General features: G+C 56.9%; 20 protein-coding genes. 11 read left to right on the top strand and 9 right to left on the bottom strand.

Going from position 1 to position 18325, the window contains the following annotated elements:
- Positions 1-669 (top strand): TetR family transcriptional regulator, encoded by a 669-nt coding sequence (locus D777_RS07430; RefSeq protein ID WP_036130154.1) that lies wholly within the window; start codon positions 1-3, stop codon positions 667-669.
- Here the strand turns inward: D777_RS07430 and D777_RS07425 are convergent.
- Both D777_RS07425 and D777_RS07420 read right to left on the bottom strand, forming a co-directional pair.
- Positions 658-1617, bottom strand: a complete 960-nt coding sequence (locus D777_RS07425; protein ID WP_036130150.1) for an adenosine deaminase — start codon at positions 1615-1617, stop codon at positions 658-660. The genes D777_RS07430 and D777_RS07425 overlap by 12 nt on opposite strands.
- A 122-nt stretch (positions 1618-1739) precedes the next feature.
- Positions 1740-3770 (bottom strand): oxidoreductase, encoded by a 2031-nt coding sequence (locus D777_RS07420; RefSeq protein ID WP_036130147.1) that lies wholly within the window; start codon positions 3768-3770, stop codon positions 1740-1742.
- A gap of 116 nt (positions 3771-3886) precedes the next feature.
- Between D777_RS07420 and D777_RS07415 the strand changes: the two genes are divergently transcribed.
- The 4 genes from D777_RS07415 (at position 3887) to D777_RS07400 (ending at position 8157) form a co-directional block, all read left to right on the top strand.
- Positions 3887-4492, top strand: a complete 606-nt coding sequence (locus D777_RS07415; protein WP_036130144.1) for a TetR/AcrR family transcriptional regulator — start codon at positions 3887-3889, stop codon at positions 4490-4492.
- Positions 4493-4717: 225 nt separating this feature from the next.
- Positions 4718-5656 carry a metal-dependent hydrolase gene (locus tag D777_RS07410; protein ID WP_036130141.1) on the top strand — a complete coding sequence of 313 codons (939 nt, stop codon included), beginning with the start codon at positions 4718-4720 and terminating at the stop codon, positions 5654-5656.
- Between the two features lie 54 nt (positions 5657-5710).
- Positions 5711-6547 (top strand): SDR family NAD(P)-dependent oxidoreductase, encoded by an 837-nt coding sequence (locus D777_RS07405; RefSeq protein WP_036130139.1) that lies wholly within the window; start codon positions 5711-5713, stop codon positions 6545-6547.
- 23 nt (positions 6548-6570) lie between these two features.
- Entirely contained in the window at positions 6571-8157 is a 1587-nt protein-coding gene (locus tag D777_RS07400; RefSeq protein WP_081849498.1) for a flavin-containing monooxygenase, read from the top strand.
- An 8-nt stretch (positions 8158-8165) separates the two neighbouring features.
- Here the strand turns inward: D777_RS07400 and D777_RS07395 are convergent, their stop codons facing one another.
- Together D777_RS07395 and D777_RS07390 are read right to left on the bottom strand one after the other, a co-directional pair.
- Positions 8166-8543, bottom strand: a complete 378-nt coding sequence (locus tag D777_RS07395) for a hypothetical protein (protein ID WP_036130136.1) — start codon at positions 8541-8543, stop codon at positions 8166-8168.
- Between the two features lie 108 nt (positions 8544-8651).
- The gene (locus tag D777_RS07390; RefSeq protein WP_036130134.1) at positions 8652-9326 is read right to left on the bottom strand and encodes a type 1 glutamine amidotransferase domain-containing protein; all 675 of its coding nucleotides are present in this window, start codon (positions 9324-9326) and stop codon (positions 8652-8654) included.
- Between the two features lie 136 nt (positions 9327-9462).
- On the opposite strand from D777_RS07390, the gene D777_RS07385 reads away from it, so the two are divergent.
- Together D777_RS07385 and D777_RS07380 are read left to right on the top strand one after the other, a co-directional pair.
- Complete coding sequence (locus tag D777_RS07385) at positions 9463-10344, top strand: LysR family transcriptional regulator (protein WP_036130131.1); 882 nt, start codon at positions 9463-9465, stop codon at positions 10342-10344.
- Between the two features lie 76 nt (positions 10345-10420).
- Complete coding sequence (locus tag D777_RS07380) at positions 10421-11311, top strand: haloalkane dehalogenase (RefSeq protein ID WP_036130128.1); 891 nt, start codon at positions 10421-10423, stop codon at positions 11309-11311.
- A 25-nt stretch (positions 11312-11336) separates the two neighbouring features.
- Here D777_RS07380 and D777_RS07375 read toward each other — a convergent pair whose 3' ends face one another.
- The gene (locus tag D777_RS07375) at positions 11337-11753 is read right to left on the bottom strand and encodes a PilZ domain-containing protein (RefSeq protein WP_036130125.1); all 417 of its coding nucleotides are present in this window, start codon (positions 11751-11753) and stop codon (positions 11337-11339) included.
- A gap of 63 nt (positions 11754-11816) precedes the next feature.
- Positions 11817-12272 carry a DUF4112 domain-containing protein gene (locus D777_RS07370; RefSeq protein WP_036130123.1) on the bottom strand — a complete coding sequence of 152 codons (456 nt, stop codon included), beginning with the start codon at positions 12270-12272 and terminating at the stop codon, positions 11817-11819.
- Positions 12273-12340: 68 nt separating this feature from the next.
- On the opposite strand from D777_RS07370, the gene D777_RS07365 reads away from it, so the two are divergent.
- The 3 genes from D777_RS07365 to D777_RS07355 are packed head-to-tail and all read left to right on the top strand — an operon-like array spanning position 12341 to position 14928.
- On the top strand, positions 12341-13960 hold the full coding sequence (locus tag D777_RS07365) for a BCCT family transporter (protein ID WP_036130121.1): 1620 nt from the start codon (positions 12341-12343) through the stop codon (positions 13958-13960).
- Entirely contained in the window at positions 13932-14369 is a 438-nt protein-coding gene (locus D777_RS07360) for a universal stress protein (protein WP_036130118.1), read from the top strand. Before D777_RS07365 ends, D777_RS07360 begins: the two co-directional genes overlap by 29 nt.
- A 7-nt stretch (positions 14370-14376) precedes the next feature.
- The gene (locus D777_RS07355) at positions 14377-14928 is read left to right on the top strand and encodes a nucleoside 2-deoxyribosyltransferase (RefSeq protein WP_036130116.1); all 552 of its coding nucleotides are present in this window, start codon (positions 14377-14379) and stop codon (positions 14926-14928) included.
- Here D777_RS07355 and D777_RS07350 read toward each other — a convergent pair.
- Positions 14916-15095 (bottom strand): hypothetical protein, encoded by a 180-nt coding sequence (locus tag D777_RS07350; RefSeq protein WP_036130113.1) that lies wholly within the window; start codon positions 15093-15095, stop codon positions 14916-14918. The two genes, D777_RS07355 and D777_RS07350, sit on opposite strands and share 13 nt — an antisense overlap.
- 156 nt (positions 15096-15251) lie before the next feature.
- Between D777_RS07350 and D777_RS07345 the strand changes: the two genes are divergently transcribed.
- The gene (locus D777_RS07345) at positions 15252-15437 is read left to right on the top strand and encodes a hypothetical protein (RefSeq protein ID WP_036130110.1); all 186 of its coding nucleotides are present in this window, start codon (positions 15252-15254) and stop codon (positions 15435-15437) included.
- Here D777_RS07345 and D777_RS07340 read toward each other — a convergent pair.
- Together D777_RS07340 and D777_RS07335 are read right to left on the bottom strand one after the other, a co-directional pair.
- Positions 15431-16558 carry a polyamine ABC transporter substrate-binding protein gene (locus tag D777_RS07340; protein WP_036130106.1) on the bottom strand — a complete coding sequence of 376 codons (1128 nt, stop codon included), beginning with the start codon at positions 16556-16558 and terminating at the stop codon, positions 15431-15433. The two genes, D777_RS07345 and D777_RS07340, sit on opposite strands and share 7 nt — an antisense overlap.
- On the bottom strand, positions 16545-18275 hold the full coding sequence (locus tag D777_RS07335) for a chloride channel protein (RefSeq protein ID WP_036130103.1): 1731 nt from the start codon (positions 18273-18275) through the stop codon (positions 16545-16547). Before D777_RS07335 ends, D777_RS07340 begins: the two co-directional genes overlap by 14 nt.
- Positions 18276-18325 lie beyond the last annotated feature (50 nt).

Raw genomic sequence — 18325 nt, 5'->3', positions numbered from 1 at the left:
ATGAAAAGCAGGCTTTGTGGCGGTAAACAGCGCGCTCGCACGCAAGCGGAAAAGCTGGCGCGGGAACAACACATCCTCGATGCGGCGGCGGAGCTGTTTGTCAGCCGTCGCTATGATCAGCTGACGCTGGCTGACGTTGCGTCAGCCAGCGGGCTGACCAAAGCAGCGCTTTACCGTTACTTCCGCAGTAAAGAGCTTCTGTTCATCCGCATCTACCAACGGGAACTGAAGGATCTGGTGCAGGACGCCCAATCCCGCGCCCCCCTGGCCAACGCAGTAGACTTCACCGATCTGCTGATTGGCCACCCTCTTTTCTGCGGGCTGACGGCAATCCTGCACATGGCTCTCGAAACCGGCCTGAGCGAAGAGGAAGCCCGTGAGTTCAAGCTATTCCTGCTGGACCAATTGCAGCAACTATCGGCTCTTATCCAGGCCGCGACTGGCCGGCACGAAAACGACTGTTTTCAGTTCATCATGCAGTGCCAGCAGGCGCTGATCGGATGCTGGCACATGACCCACCCACCCGAGGCTGCCAGAAAAGCCATTGAACGGGCACCGTTGACGGTCTTCAAGATGGATTTCGAACAGACGTTGCGAAGCCACCTTTCAGCGCTTAACTCTGCCTTCCTGAACCAGACACCCCGTCAGGGTTTTGGATTACACAGCTGATACCAACCGCGCATCCAGACTATTTTGTGCCAGGCGCCTGGCCTGGTCCTGCGTCATTCCGAGGCCATCCCTCAAAGCCGTGAAGTTTTCGAGGACATAACCACCGAAATAGGCCGGATCATCAGAATTCACCGTTACTTTCACACCCTGTTCAAGAAGTTTCAGGATGTTGTGGTCCTGCATATTATCGAACACACAGAGTTTGATGTTGGACAACGGGCAAACCGTGAGAGGAATCTGCTCCTCAACCAGCCGCTCAATAAGTCGTGGATCTTCGGCGGCACGCACGCCATGATCAATGCGACTAACCTTGAGCAGATCCAGAGCTTCCCAGACGTACTCCGGAGGGCCTTCTTCTCCGGCATGGGCCACGGCAAGAAACCCTTCGGCCCTGGCCTTGGCAAAAACCCGCTCAAACTTGCTGGGTGGATGGCCTTTCTCTGAACTATCCAACCCGACCGCGAAAAATGAATCCCGGTAAGGCATTGCCTGCTCCAACGTTTTGAACGCTTCCTCTTCGGGAAGATGCCGCAAAAAACTAAGAATCAGACCGCTAGTGATGCCAAACTCATCCCGACCGTCACGGAGTGCTGAAGAAATCCCTTCCATGGCGACAGCAAAGGGAATACCGCGATCAGTGTGGGTTTGGGGATCGTAGAAGGGTTCAACATGCACAACACCCTGCGCCTTACAGCGTTGCAGATAGGCCCGGGTCAGGTCGTAAAAGTCCTGCTCAGTGCGCAGAACATTAGCGCCCTGATAGTAGAGATCCAGAAACTCCTGAAGGTTGTTGAAGGAATAGGCCTGGCGCAGCGCATCCACACTCCCCCACGGCAGATCAATGGCGTTGCGCTTTGCGAGGGAGAACAGCAGGTCAGGTTCGAGGGCACCCTCAAGGTGCAGGTGCAGTTCAGCTTTGGGGAGGGCTTTGAGCCACGATTCGTCCATCTGTTTTCGCCTCAGGCAGTGCCATTGAAATCGGTTTCGACACAATGCTGACACGGCCAGAGCAAACTGAACAGACACGGAAGGGGTGGTAGCGCTCTGGCGCTACCACCTTTCCAAACCTGTTACAGGGTTCGAGCCAGCTCGAGACCTGCCGCAAACGCCACCTTGGCATCCATACCACGAGCTTCCTGGGCGGCTCCAATCCGATGAACCTTAACGCCACTGCCTTCCAACTCTTCCGCCAGATCGGCACGGGGACGCTGGCCGGCACAGACAATCACGGTGTCCACGTCGAGGGACTTTTCCTCACCGCGGAACTCGAGCTCTACCCGGCCAGTGTCCACCTGCTTGAAAGTGACGCCGCCCCACATCTGGACGTTACGCTTCTTCAGGACTTCGCGATGGATCCAGCCGGTGGTCTTGCTCAGGTCCTTGCCGACTTTCATGTCACGCACCTCCAGCATGAAGATGTCACGCTCTACGGCCGGCATGGGTTTGGGTTCGGTCAGTCCACCGCGGGCCTCGAACTGAGTGTCCACGCCCCATTCCGCCATGAAACCTTCCTTGCCCTGATGTACGTGCTCGTCAGACTCCGTCAGGTATTCTGCAACGTCGAATCCGATGGGGCCTGCGCCGATGATGGCCACACGCTTACCGACCGGCTTGCCGTGCTCCAGCACATCCAGATAATCAAGGTATTCGGCGTTTTCCAGGCCAGGAATCGGCGGTGTCCACGGGCGGACGCCGGTGGCAACGACTACGTCATCGTAGCCCTCAGCCAACAGTTCTTCCTTGGTGGCCACCTGCCCTAAACGGACTTCTACACCGGCGTTCTCAAAACGCTTTTTGTAGTAACGCAGGGTCTCGAAAAACTCTTCCTTGCCCGGAATGCGGGCTGCCAGTTCATACTCACCCCCAAGAGTGGTGCGGGACTCAAACAGAGTGACTTTATGACCACGCTCCGCTGCTGTCGCCGCCACGATCATACCCGCCGGGCCAGCACCAACGACAGCAATCCGACGTGGCGCATCCGTCGGCTGCACTTCAGGTTCATCTTCACGACAAGCTTGAGGGTTAACCAGACACGTGGTCATTTTGCCTTCGAACACATGGTCCAGACAGCCCTGGTTACACCCGATACAGGTGTTGATTTCATCCGCACGACCGGCTTCTGCCTTGGCAACAAAATCGGGATCGGCCAGGAACGGGCGGGCCATGGAAATCATGTCAGACTGACCGGAAGCAATGGCCTGCTCCCCCACTTCCGGAGTGTTGATGCGGTTACAGGTGATCACCGGAACGGACACCTCGGAACGGATCTTCTCGGTTACACCGGTGAAAGCCGCCCGCGGAACACTGGAGGCAATGGTCGGCACCCGCGCCTCATGCCAGCCGATGCCGGTGTTGATGATGGTGACACCCGCCTTCTCGACTTCTTTTGCCAGAGTAACCACTTCATCCCAGGTACTACCCTCTTCGACCAGATCCAGCATGGACAGGCGGTAGATGACGATGAAGTCGTCACCGACCCGCTCCCGAACCCGGCGGATAACCTCAAGCGGGAATCGCATACGATTCTCGTAGCTACCGCCCCAGCGATCCGTCCGCTGGTTGGTGCGTGCCACCAGGAACTGGTTGATGAGGTAGCCCTCGGAGCCCATCAGCTCAACGCCGTCATATCCAGCCTCCCGTGCAAGCTCGGCTCCGCGGGCATAGTCTTCGATCTGCTTCTCGACGTCCTCGTCGCTCAACTCGCGAGGTGTAATAGGACTGATCGGCGCACGAATAGCGGAAGGCGCCACCGCGGCCGGCGTTGCCGCATAACGCCCCGCGTGAAGCAGCTGCATGCAGATTTTACCGCCAGCGGCGTGGACCGCGTCGGTCACAATCCGGTGATGGGGCACTTCCGCCTCGTCATCCATCCGGGCAGCGCCGTGAAATACCACACCTTCAATGTTGGGAGAGATGCCGCCGGTAACGATCAAGCCAACCCCGCCACGAGCACGCGCAGAATAAAACGCGGCCAGCTTTTCAAAGCCGCCCGGCTGCTCTTCCAGGTTTGTGTGCATGGAACCCATCAGCACACGGTTCTTCAATGTGGTGAAGCCCAGATCCAGCGGGGCCATCAGGTGCGGGTATAGGTTTGCAGTCATGCTTGGTCTCTCCTCTGCGTGTTCGAACGCCAGGCTTTCTTCGCCCGGTCGATTTTGACAGCGTCAAGATATCGCCCAAACTTGACAGCGTCAAGTTGTAAATTTATTGTCCACCCATGACAACCAAACCCTACCACCACGGCGAACTGCGCCCCGCACTCGTCAACGCCGCCAACGCCATCATTCGTGAAAGCGGGATTGAGGGTCTGTCCATGCGGCGCCTGGCCGATCAGGTAGGGGTCTCCCGCACGGCCCCGTATCATCATTTCAAGGACAAGAACGCCCTGCTTTGTGCCATTGCCGAAATGGGGTTCAAAGAGCAGAACAGCATGACCCGGGAAATACTGGACGATCCCGAGAATGGTAACAGTCAGGCGGTATTCAACCGTTGGGTCCGCGCTTATATCCGGTTCGCCCATGAAAACCCGGAAACCTATGATCTGATGTACGGTCGGGAGATATGGAAAGGCGGCACCCCCACTCCTTCGCTCCAGCAGATATCAAAAGCCAGTTTTCGCCTCTGGGTCGAACTTGTCGCAAAGATGCAGGCGCATGGTGTTCTGCCTGACCGCCACTCTGCGCTTCGCACTGGACAAGCAAGCTGGGCCGCCTTGCATGGCATGGCCCGCTTACTGATCGATGGCATCTACATCGAGCGTGAAGATCTCGAAGAAATCGCTGAAACGGTGGTAGACCTGCTCACCAGAGCACCAGCGGACTGAATGGAATCTGACCTCCACAAAACACTCGAAACAAAAACCCGAACAAGCGCTCGATAAACCACCCAATCTCCCCTGAAACTCAGTCACTGCAAGCCTTTTGCCTCTTCCCGGTTCCGAATTGAATCCGAACAAAATGTCGGATTACGCTGGCTTTAATGCAGCACGCTTCAGGCTGCCATCTATTCCAGCCCAGTGATCATCCGACGTCCTCCAGAGGTATCTGCAATGACAACCGCTACCGCAGCCAAAGCCACATCAGGCGCCAAAGATTATGTGGCTCAAAAGCCCAAAGTGCCCATTCGCCACATGAAGTTTGACTTCAACGTCGAGGATGCCGACACCAATTTCTATCTGAATGCGGAACTGGCCTCGGCCTACTTCGAGGCCCTGTCGATCTTCCTGACCTATGGCGAGGAACTGGTCATCGACACCGCGCGCTATCATCGAGACCTGCTTGACGATCCCGAACTGAAGCAGCGGGTCACCGCACTGATCGGCCAGGAAGCGCTGCACTCAAAAGTGCACGAAGAGTGGAACGAAATCCTCAAAGAGCACCGTTTCCCGGTGCCGCTTTACCGCTTTCTGGCGGAGAATGTTTTCAACTACGGTTTCAAACGATTCCCGCAACCACTTCAACTCTCACTGATGGCAGGCATCGAGCACTTCACCGCCGTGCTTGCCGAATTCATGATGAAGCACGAGGACAACTTCTTTCACAGTGAGGATGAGAAGCAGCGTGGCCTGTGGATGTGGCACATGCTGGAGGAGTCCGAACACAAGGACATCGCCTACGATGTATTCCAGCAACTCTCCGGCAACTACCCCCTGCGCATCACCGGCTTTGCCCTGGCGTTGTTCACCATCTGGTTTCTGGTCCCGATAGGCGGCGTCGCCATTCCATTCCTGCGCAACCCGAGGAAACTTATCAGTCGCAGCTTCTGGAAGGACGCGGGACGCAGCCTTGGCCTCTTGGTTGGCCGTAAAGACGGCGTATATGGCAGCACCCTCGGCCACGTATTCGACTATCTCCGCCCCGGCTTCCACCCCAACGACCATGACACCTCCGAGTACCTGGCCTACTACAAAGAACGGCTACTGAACCCGGAGACTGGCCTGCTGACACCGTACTTCGTCAAGGAAGTGATCCCGCCGGTTCGCGCGTGATGATCCGAGGTTGCCGAGATACACAGACTCTTTTTGCTTGAGAATTTACCGACTATGAAATCACTCTTTTCCCGAAAACCAACCGGCCCGAGCTACAACGCCTGCGCCGTAGTCACGGGCGCTGGCAGCGGTATTGGTCGTAGCTTCGCGCTGGAACTGGCACGCCGCCATGGATCGGTGGTGTGCGCCGACATCAATCTGGCCGCCGCTCAGGAAACACTGGAACTGGTCAAAAAGGCGGGTGCCAGCGGTCATGCCGTGCAATGCGATGTCGGCAAAGCCGAGGAAGTCGAGAACCTGGCCGAGAAAGCCGAAACGTTTTTCAGCCAGCCCGCGACACTCGTCATCAACAATGCAGGCGTGGGTCTCGGTGGTAAGTTCGATGAACTCACTCTCGATGACTGGAAGTGGTGTGCCGATGTCAACCTATGGGGCGTTATACACGGCTGCCATTACTTTGTGCCCCAGTTCAAGCGTGCAGGCCAGGGAGCCATCATCAACGTGGCTTCCGCAGCGTCCTACACGGCGGCGCCGGAAATGAGCGCCTACAACGTGACCAAGGCCGGTGTTCTCGCCTTGTCGGAGACGCTCTCCGCAGAACTGAAAAAACACGGCGTGAAGGTCAACGTGCTTTGTCCCACCCTGGTTCCCACCAACATCATCAAGAACGGGCGAATTCCCGGTCGCTATTCCAAGCTCGCCGATCACGCTCTGATGAACTACGCCATGACCACAAGCGATGATGTCGCCAGGCTCACCCTGAATCGACTGGACAAAGGCCACCTCTACACCACGCCTCAACTCGACGCCAAACTGTTCTGGGTCATGAAGCGGTTCTCTCCGAGCCTTTACGCCAAGTTCCTCGGCCTGTCCTACGGCTTTGTTAAATAATTCAGCAATCACGGTTAGCAAACATGGCTTCATCCAAGCGTCAAAAGACAACAAACGAGCGTACCGACAGCGAGAAACTGGCGGACACTCAAATCTTTGACACCTTTATCGTGGGCGCAGGCATTTCCGGCCTGGCTACGGCGATCAAGCTGAAAAAGAGCGGTTATCACAACTTCAAGATTATCGAAAAGGCCGGCCGCGTCGGGGGAACCTGGCGTGAGAACACCTACCCGGGGTGCGGTTGTGACGTGCCGTCATCGCTCTACTCCTACTCCTTCGCTCCGAGCAGCAAATGGAGCAACCTGTTTGCCAGACAGCCGGAAATCCTCAGCTATCTCGAAGAGGTCAGCGACGATTTCGGCATCCACCCACTGATTGAGTTTAATAACGAGCTTGAACGTGCCGTCTGGGACGACCATCACCATCTTTGGGAGCTGGACACGACCAAGGGTCGTTACCTGTCGAGAACCGTCGTATTCGCCACAGGGCCGATTACGGAATCTCAGATCCCCAATATTCCGGGACTCGAGTCCTTTGAGGGCGAAATGTTCCATTCTGCCCGCTGGAACCACGACTACGACCTGACCGGCAAGCGAATCGCCGTCATTGGCACTGGCGCTTCGGCGATTCAATTTGTGCCGCAGATTCAACCCAAAGCGGGGGAGCTGACGGTATTCCAGCGCACGGCGCCCTGGGTACTCCCGAAACCGGATATGGAACTGGGAGACGTCAGCAAAGAGGTCATTGAACGCTTTCCAATCATTCAGAACACCTGGCGCAAAGCCGTAGCGGGATCGCTGAACGTCATCAACTTTGGCTTGCGCAACCCGGCCTTTCTCAAACCCGTCAACGTGGCTGCAAAGCAGCTGCTCAGACTTCAAGTCAAAGATCCGGAGCTTCGCAAGGCGCTGACACCGAACTTCGACATCGGGTGCAAACGCATCCTGTTTGCCAACAATTACTACCCGGCACTGCAGGCCGATAATACGTCGGTCATTGCCAGCGGCCTGGTGAAAGTGGAAGGCAACACAGTCATTGCCGCCAATGGCGAGCGCCGCGAAGTGGACGTGATTATCTGGGGCACCGGGTTTGATGTTTCCCATCCGCCAATTGGCCAAAAGGTTTTCAATGACAAGGGCGAACGCCTTGCCGATCTCTGGAAGAACAGCTCTCCCGAGGCTTACCTCGGCACGGCGATTGAAAACACCCCCAACGCCTTCCTGATTCTCGGACCCAACGTGCTGGTATACGACTCGTTCATCCAGTTGGCAGAAGCTCAGTTGGACTACATCATCGATGGTCTGTGGAAGATAAAAGGGAAAGCGATCAGTAAACTGAGCATCAAGCCGAACGTGCTTAAAGAGCACAACGAAAAGGTTCAAAAACACCTGAAAACCACGGTTTTCAATGCGGGTGGGTGCAGCAGTTACTATCTGGACCAGAATGGCCGCAACTTTGCCGCCTGGCCCTGGTCGCTGGCAACGCTCAAAAAGCGCCTGAACCGCTTCGAGCTGAAGGACTACGAGACGGTTTACGCCGGGAAACCCGCGCGCAAGACGCCCAAGAGATCAAAACGAACAAATGCCAGGAAGGAAACAGCCCTGAGTTAAACCCTCTGCTACGGACGCACGAGAGACGGGTGAGGAACCAGGCACTCCATAGCGGTCAGCGTCAGATCCCGGAATACGGTATCTGACGCAATAATGCTGGGGAATCGATCGTATATCTCGCGACGGCACGCCGACGTGCGTGCCTGCGCCTCTTCCACGCATTCGCTCGCTGCCTGCCCACTGTTTCCCTCATCCAGCCTGTCCTCGCATAGCTGAGGAATCTGCTGCACAACCCAATCCATGGCCACGCTCCGCTCTGCCGGGTTCGCCCGCAAATCAGAAAACCGACTGGCCTCAACCGGGCCCGGCTTTTCCTGCGTCTGTTCCCAGAGCACAACAAGAAGAGCCGCGGAAACAAGAACAACGGTGACGGTTGGAAACTTCATTTGGGGAGCAAGCCTTTGGTGGTTCAAAGCAGGGGATGATAGAGCTTCGTGTCGCCGGACACAAAGCTCTAACCTGGATCAGGCCAGGCCTCTGGTCATGCCCTCACATCAGCGGGAGAGAAGCTTAACCATCGCCGCCCCGACAGCGGCTGCGCTTGCAGGGTTCTGCCCGGTGATCACGCGATCATCTTCAACCACGAACTCCTGCCATGGCTGTACCTTGCTGTACTGGCGAGCCGTTCTTGCCAACGCCTCTTCAAGCAGAAACGGAATCTTGTCAATGGTACCGTAATCGACTTCCTCTTCACGGGTGAAGCCGGTGACCGATCGGGATGCCAAAAGCTTTTCACCGTTGCTGAGGGTTACAGGCAACAGACCGGCGGGGCCGTGACACACGGCTGCCAGGATGCCACCCGATTCGTAGTGGCGCGCGCTCAGGGCGGCAACACTCTTGTTGTCTGCGAGATCCGACAAGAGACCAAAACCGCCGGGATAGAAAATGGCGTCGTAGCCTTCCACTGAAATATCCGCAACGGGAATGGTGTTGTTGATACGATTCTGAAAATCCTCGCTGGCCAACAGCTCGCTGTTCACCGTATCGCCCTCTATATCTGTGCCATACAGCGGGGCCTTCCCGCCGTTAATGGATACCAGATCATAATCAAATCCGGCTTCCAGGAGCTGGTGCAATGCGTGTGTTAACTCCGGTGCAAACGTCCCATTTGCCTCATTGGTTTCACCCAGGGTGCCGTGGTTGGTAACGAAAATCAGAATCTTCTTCATGGGGTCCTCCCGTTAACATTCATGGGTATGACTACGAATGACCACCATGGTAATAATGCCTCGCTTGAATGATAATCCCATAAAATACCAAATCACTATTGCTACACAGCAACAATACGGCAAAAACAAGGGCCCCATGGACAGCTTCGAAGGCATCATCGAATTCGTCACCGTTGCGGAGTGCCAGGGCTTCACCGCGGCAGCCAGACAGTTGGATATCAGCGCCAGTCACGTCAGCCGCCAGGTATCGCGGCTGGAGGATCGGCTGGGGGCCGCCTTATTCGCAAGATCGACCCGCTCTGTGAACCTGACGGACGCGGGCCAACTGTATTACCAGCAATGCAAGGAGCTGGTCACGGGTTTGCAACAAGCCAATGAACAGGTCGCCACCGAGCAGGTCACACTCAATGGCACGTTGCGCATCAGTGCTGCCGGCGCTTTTGCAGAGCAATTCGTTGCACCCGCGCTGATTGAGTTCGCTGGAAACCATCCGGAACTGTCCATTGAAATGGATTTCGATACCCGGATGACCAACTTCATTGAAGACGGGATCGACTTTGCCATCCGGTATGGTCAATTGGCGGATTCCGGACTCGTGGCCCGCAAGTTGCTGGACCGTCCGCTGATGGCCGCGGCAAGCCCCGAATATCTGGAGCAACACGGTATCCCCAATCATCCGGATCATCTGAAGCACCACAGCTGCCTGGTCACCAATAACAACAGCTGGCAGTTTGAGATGGACGGCAAGCCTTATAACATCCGGATTTCCGGCCGTTGGCGGAGCAATAACGCCCACGCTATTGCCGAGGCTTGTAAACAAGGGCTTGGGATCGCCTATATGCCCAAAAGCAGCTTCCTGGATGCTTTAGAGCAAGGTGATGTAGTGCCGGTATTGCAGCCCTACTGGAGCAGACATGCCAGTAGCTGGATTGTGTACCAGAATCGCCGATTCCTGCCGCTTCGGGCAAGGCTCGCCATCAACCATCTGCTTTCTCATTTTGAGCATTGGCGCGAGTAACAGCGCCACAGGCCGCGTACAACTCGCTATACTCTTCGTCCACAAACCTATAAAAACAGTGGATAAGGAGAGGACCATGGATTTCGTCCGGACCCCGGAAGCACGCTTTGCCCGTCTGCTCGATTACCCTTTTGAGCCCAACTACGTTGATCTCGACGGGCTACGAATGCACTACGTCGACGAAGGGCCATCTGATGCCAACCCGATCCTGATGATGCATGGAGAACCCTCCTGGTCCTACCTCTACCGGCACATGATCCCTGTCTGTGCCGCCGCAGGTCACAGAGTCATCGCCCCGGATCTGATCGGCTTTGGTAAATCCGACAAACCGACATCCATCGACGACTACAGTTACCAACAGCATATGGACTGGATGCAGCGGTTCATCGACAGGCTCGGCCTGAACAACATCACGCTGGTGTGTCAGGACTGGGGATCACTGTTGGGCCTGAGGCTCGCAGCAGAGAACCCGGATCGCTTCCGGGCCATCGTCGTGGGCAACGGCATGCTGCCAACCGGTGACCAGAAGGTCCCGCCAGCGTTCAACCTCTGGAAGAACTTTGCCCTGCACAGCCCCTGGTTTCCCATTGGTAGAATCATCAACGCCGGCTCGTTCCGTAAGCTCGGTCCGGACGAACTAAGAGCCTACGACGCCCCCTTCCCGGGCAAGAAATTCAAAGCCGGCGCCCGGGCTTTCCCGCGACTTGTTCCGGTGCGCCCGGACGATCCGGCGAGCGAAGCCAACCGCAACGCCTGGCAGGTTCTAGAGCGCTGGGAGAAGCCTTTCCTGACCACCTTCAGTAATGGTGACCCGATTACCCGTGGCGGAGACGCGTTCATGCAAAAGCGTATTCCAGGGGCAAAAGACCAGAACCACATCACTCTCAAAGGCGGCCATTTTCTGCAGGAGGATTCCCCGGTACCCTTTGCCCAGGCCATCAACAGCCTGCTGGCGACACTGTCATGATCGTGGCGTAAACGCAGTCTTTCGGCTACCCCGAGAAAATATCGGCAAACTGACCACCGAAGCGCGAGATCCATTCTCGCGCTGCGGCTTCGCTATCCAGCTCACACCCTTCCCGGCAGAGTTCGCGGCGAAAATGTTCAATCTGGCAGACTTGCTCAACCATTTTGGTTTTGAACGATTCGGCCTCATCAGAAAACTGGACGGCGATCCTGTATCCCGCCCTACACCGCCGGCAACGCACTATCTGACCCGCGATTCGATAGTCCTGCTGAATAGACGGAATTCCCAGTGCCACGGTCTCTCCCACCCTGAGCTTCCTTGTAAGACGACAGGCCAACCCACCCTGGCTGATGTCACACATGCTGGCCTCATCCCCTGAGGCGCAATCCCCGGCAAAAATCAGGATCGGAAACTCCGTGGGGTGGCGAATAAAGCGTCTCATCTGATTCCCCTTGGCAAGGGCAGTGGCACGACGAACTCATCTCAGCGTCTTATCCTAGAGTAGTCAAAGAAGCAGGGTTAAGCCTCCCGTCAGGACAGCAAACAGAACCGATAGCCAGATCAGAGCCTTCCATGGAAAAGGTGGCGCCGGCGGTTCAACCTCCAGCTGCTCCTCAAGATAGTTTCTTAACAGGCGGGTATTCCGGGTATTTGCTTTGTAAATGGCATCAAATGCATCGCCAAATACGGGCAGGAGACCTCCCAGGAAATCAATCCCCATGTTCCGCAGCATTCTCAACTTGACCGCCCTGCTGGCACCCGCCCTCTGGGCCTCCAACAGGACATAGCATGACAGCACAAGACCGGCCATATCCCCGATAACGGGCAACAACCCTATGATCGCCTCAGCACCGATCTGGAACTTTGTAAACGGTATGCCAATGCTACTGTCTGTAAAACGGCTGAATTTATCCAGACGCTTGAGGATCGCCCTCTGTTTTGCTTCGCTGGGTTTGGACATCTGCGTTTCCTCTTTTATGCTAGGGCTGTCGTGGCCCGTGTTCGGATAACTGGGAGGAGTAAAACAGGGTGTTTGAACGGATTCAACGCTGGTTAGGGCTCGAAACCATTCCCGCGGTCTTTTTTTCCTCGGCCGGGATCGCGGTGTTGTTTGTATGCCTCGCTATCCCGTTTGATCAGACCGTCGCCGACAGTTTTGGCTACTTAACCGGTTGGGTCGCCCATAATCTGGGCTGGTTCTACATACTGTCCGTTTCGTCGTTGTTCGTCTTTCTCCTCGGCCTCGCCTTCAGTCGATATGGCACCATTCGCCTGGGTGGGGATGACAGCCGACCCGACTACTCCAATCTCACCTGGTTCACCATGCTGTTTGCTGCCGGCATTGGCACCATTCTGATGTTCTGGGGGGTCGCCGAACCCGTATCCCACTTTGCCAACCCACCATTCTACGGAGTGGCAAGCGGCTCTGAGCGAGCGGCAAGCGATGCTATGACCATTTCGCTATACCACTTCGGGCTTCACACCTGGACCATATTTGCCATGCCTGGGCTGGCGATCGGGTACTTTGCTTACCGACACAAACTTCCTATGCGCATCAGTAGCCTGTTCTACCCCATCCTTGGTGAACGAGCTTTTGGGCCCTGGGGATGGACCATCGACGTGGTTGCCGTATTGGGCACACTCTTTGGCGTGGCCACATCCCTGGGCTTGGGCACTCTGCAGCTGAACAGTGGCCTGAACTACCTCTTTGGCGTGCCGGTCAGCGGGCCTGTTCAAGTGGGTCTTATAACGGTTATTGCAGGCATTGCTGCAACTTCTGTCGCCTTGGGTCTCGACAAGGGCGTCCGCCGGCTCTCCCAACTCAATATTCTATTGGCGATTTTCCTGTTGCTGTTCGTATTAGCGGTCGGGCCGACGGTGTTTATTGCCGAGGGAATGGTACAAAGCGTTGGCAATTATCTGGACGCCCTGCCCTGGCTGGCCTTCTGGACCGAGACGTTCCGCGAATCCGACTGGCAGAGAAACTGGACACTATTCTATTGGGCCTGGACGATCTCCTGGGCACCCTACGTGGGCATTTTTATTGCCCGCATTTCACGAGGCAGAACCATCCGGGAGTTTGTGGCCGGTGTCCTGTTTGCGCCCACGGCATTCACACTCGTCTGGTTTGGCATCTTCGGGCTATCCGCGATCAATGTGGAAATGAATGGCCAGATCGCCTTGGCGGAGCAGGTACAACAGGATCCATCGGTCGCCATTTTCGCCTTCCTTGAGGCGTTCCCGTGGGCCGAAGCCGCATCCGTGCTCAGCGTGGTGATTATCGTCATTTTCTTTACCACCTCCTCGGACTCGGCGTCGCTGGTGATTGATATGCTGACCCGCCGGGAAGACCAACCATCATTGATTCGGCAGCGCATTTTCTGGGCGGCCGCGCAAGGCGTGATTGCAGCCACTCTTTTGCTCTCCGGAGGGCTGGACGCACTCCAGAACGTCATTACGTCTCTGGGATTACCCTTCTGCGTCCTGTTGCTCTTCATGGCCATATCGTTGTACCGAGCGCTTCATGCAGACTACCGTGGATACAGCGTGGGTGAACTTGTACATGGGCGCGCATTCCCTGAGGTGGAAGCCGATGCCGCACCGATTGAGGAGGATGAGTATGTACCACAAGCTGCTGATCGCCATTGATCCCGAAGACGACGGCGAGGGTAAACGGGCGCTGGAGGCTTCTCTTGAGCTGCTCAGCGAAGACGGTGAACTCCACCTGGCCAGCGTCTACAACCCCGACGGCGGGGGCTTTTTCCCCCATGTCGAGGAACATTCGCCGGAGGAGAAAGAGTCTGAAGTCCAGAACCACCTGGATTTACTCGCTCGGAAATACCTCCCCCTTAACCAGCGGGCGGCACTGCACGTGGTTGCCGGGTCGCCCGGAGAGACACTCGTCGCCCTGGCGGGGCAGTTGTGCGTGGACCTGATGATACTTGTGTCGAGGGGGAGCAGCGGGCACTGGCCTCTGCGACGGGCGACCGTCGAGTATGTTTCCGTAAACGCTCCCTGTGCCGTGCTCGTATTACCCGCCCTTGATCAGCAGGACTAACCACCCCATGTCACACCTCAAACGCATCTATCTCGCCGGCCCGGAAGTTTTCTTTCCCCGGAAAGAACACCGGAGCATAGTCGCGGAGAAGAAACGAATTCTCGAGCAGTTCGAGCTTGAGGGCGTAGACCCACTCGACGTCGAAATGGAATTTCCAGAGGATGAGGCGAAGGCTGATCGTGGCCATCGCATTTACCGGGCGAATCGCGAACTGATGGACGGCTGCGATGCCATCATCGCCAACCTGACGCCGTTTCGTGGCATCAGCGCTGACCCGGGTACCGTCTTTGAAGTGGGCTATATGATCGGTCAGGGCAAACCGGCGTTCGGCTTCACTCTGGACAATCGCCCCTATCAGGAGCGGGCCGGCGACACCGTACTGGACGATCTTGGCCATACCATTGAAGACTTTGAGCTCAGCGACAACCTGATGATCGAAGGCGGCATTGAAGCGTCAGGGGGGAAGCTATTCGTGGCTGAGCGCCCCGGCGATCATCCCTTCTTTTCAACGGTTCTCTTCGAGCGCTGCGTGGAAGCCCTTTCAACTCAGAAAAAATAGTAACGCACCAACTGAAGCACCAGGATCACCATCATCAGCGGGATAATCCACCGCGCAATGTTCCCGTAATCACGGGGTTCCCCCTTGGGCGCATACTTTTCGACCAACGGAATAATAATGATCAACGCGATGAACAGTACTGCGAGAATCGTCAGCAGAGTGCCCATAAACGCCCTCCCTTCAACGGCCTGACCATAACCCTAACAAACTCTCTTACGTGCGTGTTGTCTAAACCTTACGGGAAAGAGTGGACTTTCCACATTGACGAATAGCGCCGAAGAGTCCTGAATCATAGATAGGAAACCGCAGGAGGGTAACCGCAAATGAAATGGATCATCCTGGCAGTGATCATTGGAATCATTGCCTACTGGCTGTTTCAGGGCAAACGCAAGAACACGATTGAGGACCCCGAGCTGAAAACCTACGAAGACAAAGACTTCTACCTGACCTCGGACGACAACGTCTCTGAAGACGAATCCTCACCCGACAGCAATAATCCGCGTCACTGAGGTTTCTGGTCTACCTGGCCAAGCCAGTCAAGAAACCACTGTTCCCGGAGATCCACGGTCTGGGAGTACCAGCGGTGATCGCGGATAACAGCACGCCCCATGTGAGCTGGGGCCGTGGGCATGTAGGGGCGCATTGGCACGCCCGTATCGCGGTGCAGTCCCACCATCTGCTGAGCGGATTTCCGGGTGGGCCCATAGCTGATCAGGCTGGCCTGGGCTGCCATTCTGGCCGGCTGCGTCGCAAAGGCGATGAATTCAGTAGCAAGCTCTGCCCGCTTCGATGCCCGGGCAATGGTCCAGCTGTTAAATCCGATCAACTGCCCATCCCAAATCACCGAAATCGGCGCCCCTTCCATCGCCCGGGCATGAAAAAAGCGACCGTTGTATCCGGTGGCCATGGCTGCCTGCCCGCTGGTGAGCAGTTCCACGGGCTCCTCACCACTGGTCCACCAGAGGATCGAACCCCGAATGCCATCCAGGCGTCGGGCCGCTAATTCCAGGCCTCTTCGGGTACTGAGCAGGTCGTAGAGTTGCTCCCGGGGCACAGACAGCGAGAGCAGCGCCCATTCGAGCAGGCCGGCAGGGGATTTGCGCAGAGCGCGTTTCCCGGGAAAGGTCTCCAAATCAAAAAAGTCCTCAACGCTGTCCGGCTTCATCCCCGGAAACGCCCGGTTATCAAACGCGATCACCGTGGAAAAGACAATCTGGGTGATGAAACATGGCTGGATCGCGTCAGCCATAAAATCCTCGACCGCCGGTGTGCCATCAGGGGCCGGTGTAAGAATCCGTGGATCAATCGTTGCCAGCAATCCCTCCTGGCAGGCAGCGCTGGCATCGGACTGGATCATGTCGATGACATCCCACTCAGGCCTGTTATTGGCGGCCTGCTCCCGGAGCTCTCTCAGACCGCCGTCGTAATGGACCGTTTTAATGGCAATACCCGTTGCCTCGGTGAACGGCTCAAAATAAGCTCGGCGCTGACTTTCCTCATAAGCACCTCCCCAGGTTGCCACCGTCAGCACGTCAGCGTCATCCCGCCCCGCTTGAGCATGCAGCGAAGCCGGCAAGGACAATAACCCGGCAACGGTGAAGACAACGGAGAACGCGCTAAGCCGCTTCATTTTCTTCCTCACGCAGATCGTGCACGATTTCCAGGTATGCCCGTATCACCGCCTCCTCAGGAACCACTCCCAAGAGCCGGCCGCTGTGGCTTACCAGAGGAACGGCCTCGCCCAGAAACCCTCGCAACATGTCCATGGAATCCCAAACCGACGTATCCTCATCAAAGGTGGTGAAGGACGTGATCATGGCGTCCCTGGCCGGCATTGCCGCCGGGCTGTTCAGAACCCCCTGTACCCGGATCACCCCCAGCAACGCCCCCGTCTCTTCCAATACCATGGCTTCGGCTCGATGGTCATCCACCAGGCGCTGACGAACCCCTCCAACGGATTCCGACTCATCAACCGCCGTGAACTCCCTTGAGAGATAATCCCGAATCCGGTGGTTCTCCAGAATGGCTTTGTCCCGGCCCAACGAGAGATCAAAGCCCCAGGCCCGGAGCTGCAGATCAAACAGCGAACGCCCGACCACGCGATAAGAAATCAGGTTGGAAAATACCACGGCGACCATGGCCGCAATGGTCAGGTCATAGCTGCGCGTCAGTTCGAACACGATCAGAATGGTGGTGAGCGGAGCACCAATTACAGAGCTGGCCAGGGCCATCATTCCGCAGATGGCATACACCACCAGCCCGGAATGTGGCACGGGAATCAGGTAAGGCAACACCAGACCGTAGAATGCACCAAAGAGAATGCCGATCAGCAAGGCGGGGCTGAACACCCCGCCCACAAAGCCAAAGCCCACGCAAAGGGCTGTGACGGCCAGTTTGGCGATGATGATCAGCCCCAGCTCACCGATACCAAACGCGCCCTCAATGGTGGCAAAGCGGAGCGTCTCCTGGCCGATCCCCATCACCTCTGGTATCCACAGGGCTACCAGCCCCACCGCCAACCCGGCAACCGCTGGACGGGCCCAGGGCCAGGCGATGTAGTGCCTTGCGGCACCAGTGCTTGCTCGTAGTAACCGCATGAATGCCCAGGCCAATCCCGCGCACAGCACCCCCTCCACGGCAAAGAACAGGAACTCGTAGCTGTGCTCCACTCTGTCGAAGCTCACCAGAAACAACGCCGGGCGATCGAAAATGACATTGGCAACGATGTAACCGGTGGCGGCGGCAACGGTCACTGGCGCAAAGGCGCGAAGGGAGTAGTGGCGCAGGATGACTTCATGGGCGAATACCAGACCGGCTATGGGCGCATTGAACGCCGTGGAGATAGCCGCTGCAACACCGCAGGCAATGGCAATGGAACGCTGGTGGCGAAGGTTCAGCCGCAAGCGCCCGGCGAGGCTGCCAAACATGGCCCCAAGGTAGACCAGCGGCCCGTACTGTCCCACTGACGCCCCGCTGCCAAGGGACACCAGAGCGGCAAAGCTGGACGCCAGTCCACTTCTGAACCCCGGCGCGGGCCCGCTCGTCTGGGCCGCCAGGATGGCATCCGGGGGCGCAAGGCCGCGGCGTTCCGGTATCAGAAAATGAACAATCAGGCCGACCACCAGACCACCGGCGGCCGGCACTAACAGAGTCGCCGCTGCCACCAGCAATGGCCGCCCCTCTGCAAGCACCCGGGCATAGGGTGAGATCAGAAGCTGCCCATTGAGATAATGCACTGACTCGACAAAACCAATGGCCGCCAGCGACGCGGCAGCTCCGACCACAATGGCCACCAGAGTCACCGTGCATATCTGATAGATAATCTGCGCGAGACCTTTCCTGTCCATAGAACAAGTAAAGGTCCGATTGGCTCTTAGCTCAAATGCTCAGGTCATGC

Origin of the sequence: Marinobacter nitratireducens, assembly GCF_000708045.1 — a bacterium.
Classification (GTDB): domain Bacteria; phylum Pseudomonadota; class Gammaproteobacteria; order Pseudomonadales; family Oleiphilaceae; genus Marinobacter; species Marinobacter nitratireducens.
Note: the sequence above shows the minus strand (reverse complement) of the source record. Positions and strands in the feature narration are given on the sequence as shown.